This window comes from uncultured Roseivirga sp., from assembly GCF_963973945.1.
Taxonomy (GTDB): domain Bacteria; phylum Bacteroidota; class Bacteroidia; order Cytophagales; family Cyclobacteriaceae; genus Roseivirga.
In genome coordinates this window covers 322321-328500 of sequence record NZ_CAXBBV010000004.1, presented here as the reverse complement: position 1 = coordinate 328500, position 6180 = coordinate 322321, and the positions used below count along the sequence as shown (strand labels likewise).

Sequence of the window (6180 nt, the reverse complement as noted above, 5' to 3'; positions counted from 1 at the left end):
ATGTACAGGTAATGCTGTAGTGAAACCAGGTAAACTCTATGCGGTGAAATGTCACATATACCTGCTTTTGAGGGTTCCCGCCCAATGCAGGAGGGTAGGCAGATTGACCCCGCCAGTAATGACGGGGCTAGATAAATGATAAGGGCCTTGACCTAGTTGAGGAACAGAACCCGGCTTATCGGCTTGTATCTTTTTTCTTCTTTGAGTTTATATCAGCAATCCGCGTATAATTCCATTTGAGTTCTAAGCAGAAACATTAATTTCGCTTATTGTTGGCACAAAGGAAGTCCAATGACTATTTTTCCAAAACACTAATCCATCAGAAAATGGCAAAGATTCTAATCATCGATGACGAACAAAGTATCCGCAGCACACTGCGCGAAATTCTTGAATACGAAAAATACACCATTGATGAAGCCAAAGACGGCCAAGAGGGTTTAGAAAAGCTGATTGCCGACAAATACGACATTGCGCTTTGCGATGTTAAAATGCCAAAAATGGACGGAATTGAGCTTTTGGAGCGTGTTCAAATGGCAGGTATCGACACTCAATTCATTATGATTTCGGCACATGGCACTATTGAAACGGCCGTGGACGCTACCAAAATGGGTGCATTTGACTTTGTACCAAAGCCGCCAGATTTGAACCGACTTTTGCTTACGGTGAAAAATGCGTTAGAGAAATCATCTTTGGTAACGGAAACCAAAACCCTCAAAAAGCGACTTTCTAAAAAGTATGAAATGGTGGGTGAGTCTGCCGCTCTGAAAGACATTATTGAAATGATGGACAAGGTAGGCCCTACCGATGCCCGCGTTTTGATTACTGGTCCAAATGGAACAGGTAAAGAATTGGTTGCTCATGGAGTTCATGAAAGAAGTAACCGTGCAAAAGCACCTTTTGTGGAAGTTAACTGCGCTGCCATTCCTTCTGAACTTATTGAAAGTGAATTATTTGGCCACGAAAAAGGGTCATTTACTTCTGCCATCAAACAGCGCATTGGTAAATTTGAACAGGCCAATGACGGAACACTTTTCTTGGATGAAATTGGGGATATGAGCCTTTCGGCACAAGCCAAAGTATTGCGTGCCTTGCAAGAACACAAGATCAACCGTGTGGGTGGCGACAAAGACATCAACGTGAATGTTCGTGTATTGGCTGCCACCAATAAAGACTTAAAAAAGGAAATTGCAGAAAACCGCTTTCGAGAAGATTTATACCACAGACTTGGAGTAATTTTGATTCAAGTACCTGCCTTGAAAGACAGAAAGGAAGATATTCCCTTATTGGTAGATAAATTTCTGCAAGACATTGCCAATGAATATGGCAACAAAAAGAAAGCGATTGATGACAAGGCGATTGAAGAACTTCAAAAATACGACTGGTCAGGAAACATTAGAGAATTACGAAATGTAACCGAGCGATTGGTAATTATGTCGGGAGAGAGTATAACAAAAGAGGATGTGAATAAATATCTGGTCTAACGATCAGAAACGTCCTTTTTTGACGTCTTTTTTGTACTCCATATCAGCTTTGGTATAAGCAGGGCATGGACGTTGAGCACAAGAGGAAATTCCTAAAATAAAGACGGCCAACAGAAGGGCTAATAACTTGAATCTTTTCATCACACTATTTTGAAAAACAAATTTATAAATTTTCAAGGCTTTCAATAGAAAAACCTCAACTTTCAATCAAAACGGGTTGAGATAGATATTATTTCAACCCACCATCAAGTTACAACCTCTTACATCTGAGTTATCGATTCGCCCCAGTACTTCAAAAGTTCCGTCTGAATATACTTTACCCAAATCTTTGGTTTCAATAAAAGCGCAGCTATGAACATTGGCCAAATCAATGATATTAATCCCACCGTTGCGCACTTGATTTGTCACTGTAAGTGGGTCGTTAATATCTCTTGTAAGTACTTTCATTGTGTAACCGCAACGAAAAATTCCATTTCCTTGAGAATAACCCTGTGATAATAATTCTGTCATTCCATACTCTGAATGAATATTCTTAACTCCAAATCCTCTTTTCAAAATCTCATGCACTTCCTCCCTTATCAGCTCTTCCCTCCTGCCTTTCATTCCTCCAGTTTCCATCACAATGAGATCTGGGAAGTCTATTTGAAATTCATCAACAAAATCGAGCAAGCCAAAAGTAACTCCCAATAGAATCGTCTTCTTCTCTTCTTTCTTGCACTGCAACAGTGTATTGTAAAGTTGCTTTGCATTATTAAGAAAAAAGCCTGAAGATGGATCTTCTGAAACTTGAGTAAAGCGGTTGGTCATAGCCACAAGGCTAGAATTGCTCCTTTCTAAATAAGAAGGAAGTAAAGCCAAAACTGTATAATCCTTTACTTCACCATAAACATTAGTGAAAATCTGCTCTGCTATTTTCAAATAGAAATCCTCATCCTTCACCCAATGTTTGCTTGTAATTTGGCCAGTAGTTCCACTACTTTCGTAACAAAGGTTTGCGCCCCAGTCTCCTGATTTAATAATGTGGGTTTTGAAAAGCTCAATGGGCAAAAACGGAATCTGCTCCATCTTTCTTATAGATTCAACGGCAACTCCTAAATGGTTAACAAAATCACGATATACAGGGTTGTTTTGATGTTGATATCTAAAAACATCTAAGGCCAGCGCCTCAAATGAACTTTCATCAACAGAAAAAACTCGCTCGTATAAACTTTTCACAAAATCCATTCGTTAATCAATCGGCCCTTCATAGAGCATTAGGGCAAATATGCCTATAATTGTATTGAGTTATAAAAGCTGATGGAGTTAAGTTTTCAAAAACATTCTAAAATCATTTTTTCAATTGCGCTTTTTAGCCTTGTAATGGCGTGCAATCGACCACCAGATTTACCCATTGAGCCTAATATTGGCTTTAATAAGGTTGAATTTAAGGAGGAAGTTGAAGTGATAGGTTCAACAGGTGTTGAAATTAGGACTGGTGTACTCAGTTTGTCTTTCAATATTTCTGATGGCGATGGAGACATTGGTATTGACGGAGGAGATACTGGGGCCGATTATGACTTTATCACCTACCCTAATGGAGAAATCGTAAAGTTTGGAGAAAGACCTGAAGACCCTCCTTTTACTTGTGTAGACTACATTAGAGAGGCTAACGAAGGGGATAATGGTATTGATTTAAACGGTAATGGAAACGCTACCGATACTTTAAGGATTGAGTTGAATGAAGATCGTTTCAATTTCTTTATCGACTTTTTTGTGAAGAAAAACGGCACATTTCAAGAGTTAGATTTTCGAAGAATTCCTGAATCGGCAAATGGCATTACTTTATGCGGTGAAATTCCTTTTGATAGTCGAATCCCCTGTCTTTCAAATGAAAACGACCCATGCTCGGCTATATCTAAAAACCCCGGGCCTATTGAGGGAGTGATTAAATACGATATGAAATCAGGGCTTTTTCTCCCTGTTTTTAGAACCGATACTATTAAAGTGGTTTTCCAAATTCAAGATCGAGCAAGACACCGCAGTAATATTGTGGAAAGTCCAGAGTTTACATTACAGAGTGCAGGCGTTGACCAACCTTAACTAACTCAGGGGAACTTTACTTTACACCTTCAATAGAGGTAGCAACAGTTACTTTGCCCAATTTATCTTGTTTCAATTCGGTGAAGTAAATGTTTCCGTCTTTCCCCTCTTTTATTCTGTGCATTACCGTTTTACTTGTAGGCACTTTATAATAAGTAATTTCAACATTGGTCAAATCACCAGCTGGTGCTCTCAAAATAGCTTTATCAAATTTGATGATATAGTCATTTCCTTCTGGATTTGGGTTGTTCTGATCTACATAGCTTTGTACCCATAGATTACCTTGGCTATCAAAAGTTAAACCTGCGAGAATTTGATTCTTTTGTGTGGCTGGTACTGAAAACTCATCAATGTTTCCTTTCATATCAATACGCCCCACCTTATTTCCCGCTTCTTCGGTAAACCACATATAATCACCCACAGGGTCGGGTTTAATGGCAATTGGCCTACTGTTGCTTGTTGGAATAATGAACTCCACAACTTCGCCTTTGGGATTAACTTGCAATATCTTACTTGATAATAACTCCGTTCCCCATACATTTCCGTCAAGGCCAGCATGAAGATATATTGGAACTGCTCCTAATGCAGGCAATTCAAAATGCTCTACCGAACGATCAGGGTTAATTTTGCCTACAGTGCTAGTTCGTTTTCCTGTAAACCAAATCGTTTCACCATCTGCATCTAAGCCAATTCCATGTGGGCTTGTGTTTATTGGTGTAGAAATTCCCTTTCCAGAAATATGACAATCAATTTCTTCAACAATCTCCCCCTTCTCATTTAGCCTTACCACCACTCCTTTGAATTCCAAAGAAACCCAAAGTTGGTCATGCTTATCAAAGAGAATTCCATGGGGACCACTGCCATCTGGCATTTTATAGTATTCAATTTTACCATCATATCCCATCTTTGCAACACGGTCCATATTCTGTCCGGTAATGTAGATATAGTCGCCATTCATGGCCAATTCATGTGTAGACCCTTTTATATCACTAGGCCAATTTAAACTGGTATCGCTAATGGTATTTTGGGCCATCATTGCGCATGAAGAAAAAAACAGAAAACAGATTACAAAAAGGGTGATTGTTGAAGCTTTGGTCATGGTTCATTGAGGTTAATACCGAAACAGATCAATTGATCATTTCAAATTATTCAGAATAAATATATTACTTAAATGCGATACAGTATATTTATTTAGTCTATATTTTAGTAAATCTGAGAAGTCAGCTCAAAACCACACCCTCTAACTTAAACCATATACCCTTTCCTAAATTCATGAGGAGTTTGGCATGTATGCTTTTTGAATAATCTAGAAAAATAAGAATAGTCGGTATAACCGAGTTCATTTGCGATCTCTGCTATGCTCAAATCCTTACTCATCAATAAGCGTTTCGACTCTAGCAATACGCGACCAGTGATCACATTACTTACTGAAACACCTAAAACTTGGTTGCAAATCCGGTTCAAGTGTTTCAAAGAAACATTGAGTAATTCAGCATATTCTGCTGGTGACTTACGATAATGAAACTGAGCTTCAACCAATTGTTCAAAAGTCTTGATTGTGCTGCCATATCTAGAAATCCCTTCTACCTTATTGCTAGAAGGACTATAAGCACGTGTTAAAGCCACATAAACTAATGTAATCAATGCATGAATCCTCAACGATTTGTGGTCTTTCTCATCATGATACTCTTCTAACATACTTTGGCAAATTTTGACCAAATAGGTGAGTGTTTCGGCTTCTAACTTAACTTCAGGTGTATTCTGATTTGAATAGAAAAAGGGAAATCTGTCCAACTCAAATTGGTTATCCCTAAGCAAATAAAATTCCTTTGAATGGGAAAAAACGTATCCTTGAACATCATCGGAAAGTTTCCAATGGTGCATTTGGCCTGGCGTTAATACGAAAAAGCTACCTGGCCCCACGCTATAACTATTAAAGTCAATTTCATGTATTCCCGACCCTTTTGTAAATAATACATTCAAATAAAAATCGTGTTTGTGTGGAAGGGAAATCATATTATGATGATCATGCAGGTGTTGCCTCAAGTCATTTACATAAACCCCGTTACCCTTACTGAGCAAAAACTGATCGAGGTGTAGTACTGGTATGTTTTCCATAGTGCAATTAGTCAAAAATGTCTTGATTGTCCTATCAATAGCGTGCTTTGTAACAGGCAATTTGAATGGTTAATAATACCTTTGTGGTATAACAGATGAACCTATGAGGAGATTCAACTCATTACGTAAAGGCAAATGTCCGAAATGTGAAACGGGTAAAATATTTGCATCCAACGGAAACATTTTGAAGCTAAAGGGGCCAGTAATGCACGACAACTGTCCTCACTGTAACTACAAGTTTGAACGTGAGCCAGGTTATTTTTATGGCGCTATGTTTATGAGTTATGGAATTACTATGGCCGAAGCGATCGCGGCTTTTGTAGCTATAAGAGTGCTAAATTTAGATTTATCAGTAGATGCTATAATGGCAATAATTACAGCTGTAATGCTCATTTTTCTCTTTCCAAATTTTAAGTTTTCCAGAATACTTTGGCTATACACCTTCACAAAAAAAGAAGGGACTGAACCTGCTGACAAAATTGAAAGACTCAAAATTTGAATT

Annotated in this window: 7 protein-coding genes; 3 read left to right on the top strand and 4 right to left on the bottom strand. The window is 38.3% G+C overall.

The genetic code is table 11. The annotated features are described in order from the left end of the window. Positions 1-326: 326 nt before the first annotated feature. The gene (locus tag AAC026_RS09770) at positions 327-1481 is read left to right on the top strand and encodes a sigma-54 dependent transcriptional regulator (protein WP_339697414.1); all 1155 of its coding nucleotides are present in this window, start codon (positions 327-329) and stop codon (positions 1479-1481) included. Positions 1482-1484: 3 nt separating this feature from the next. On the opposite strand, the gene AAC026_RS09765 is transcribed toward AAC026_RS09770, so the two are convergent. Both AAC026_RS09765 and AAC026_RS09760 read right to left on the bottom strand, forming a co-directional pair. Beyond that, the gene (locus AAC026_RS09765; RefSeq protein ID WP_339697412.1) at positions 1485-1622 is read right to left on the bottom strand and encodes a hypothetical protein; all 138 of its coding nucleotides are present in this window, start codon (positions 1620-1622) and stop codon (positions 1485-1487) included. A gap of 93 nt (positions 1623-1715) precedes the next feature. After that, positions 1716-2705, bottom strand: coding sequence for an acyl transferase (locus tag AAC026_RS09760; RefSeq protein WP_339697410.1), 990 nt, complete (start codon positions 2703-2705; stop codon positions 1716-1718). Between the two features lie 72 nt (positions 2706-2777). Here AAC026_RS09760 and AAC026_RS09755 point away from each other — a divergent pair, with 72 nt between their 5' ends. Further along, a complete protein-coding gene (locus AAC026_RS09755; protein WP_339697408.1) occupies positions 2778-3560 on the top strand; it encodes a hypothetical protein in 783 nt (260 codons plus the stop codon). A 16-nt stretch (positions 3561-3576) separates the two neighbouring features. Here AAC026_RS09755 and AAC026_RS09750 read toward each other — a convergent pair whose 3' ends face one another. Continuing rightward, positions 3577-4659 carry a hypothetical protein gene (locus AAC026_RS09750; RefSeq protein WP_339697406.1) on the bottom strand — a complete coding sequence of 361 codons (1083 nt, stop codon included), beginning with the start codon at positions 4657-4659 and terminating at the stop codon, positions 3577-3579. A 146-nt stretch (positions 4660-4805) separates the two neighbouring features. Then, positions 4806-5678 carry an AraC family transcriptional regulator gene (locus AAC026_RS09745; RefSeq protein WP_339697404.1) on the bottom strand — a complete coding sequence of 291 codons (873 nt, stop codon included), beginning with the start codon at positions 5676-5678 and terminating at the stop codon, positions 4806-4808. A 103-nt stretch (positions 5679-5781) separates the two neighbouring features. Here AAC026_RS09745 and AAC026_RS09740 point away from each other — a divergent pair, with 103 nt between their 5' ends. Beyond that, entirely contained in the window at positions 5782-6177 is a 396-nt protein-coding gene (locus AAC026_RS09740) for a DUF983 domain-containing protein (protein ID WP_339697402.1), read from the top strand. Positions 6178-6180: the final 3 nt, after the last annotated feature.

Bases quoted from the DNA above. Each gene is read 5' to 3' on its own strand.
- AAC026_RS09750 (WP_339697406.1), bottom strand. From the start codon at position 4,659: ATGACCAAAGCTTCAACAATCACCCTTTTTGTAATCTGTTTTCTGTTT.
- AAC026_RS09745 (WP_339697404.1), bottom strand. From the start codon at position 5,678: ATGGAAAACATACCAGTACTACACCTCGATCAGTTTTTGCTCAGTAAG.
- AAC026_RS09760 (WP_339697410.1), bottom strand. From the start codon at position 2,705: ATGGATTTTGTGAAAAGTTTATACGAGCGAGTTTTTTCTGTTGATGAA.
- AAC026_RS09740 (WP_339697402.1), top strand. From the start codon at position 5,782: ATGAGGAGATTCAACTCATTACGTAAAGGCAAATGTCCGAAATGTGAA.
- AAC026_RS09755 (WP_339697408.1), top strand. From the start codon at position 2,778: ATGGAGTTAAGTTTTCAAAAACATTCTAAAATCATTTTTTCAATTGCG.
- AAC026_RS09765 (WP_339697412.1), bottom strand. From the start codon at position 1,622: ATGAAAAGATTCAAGTTATTAGCCCTTCTGTTGGCCGTCTTTATTTTA.
- AAC026_RS09770 (WP_339697414.1), top strand. From the start codon at position 327: ATGGCAAAGATTCTAATCATCGATGACGAACAAAGTATCCGCAGCACA.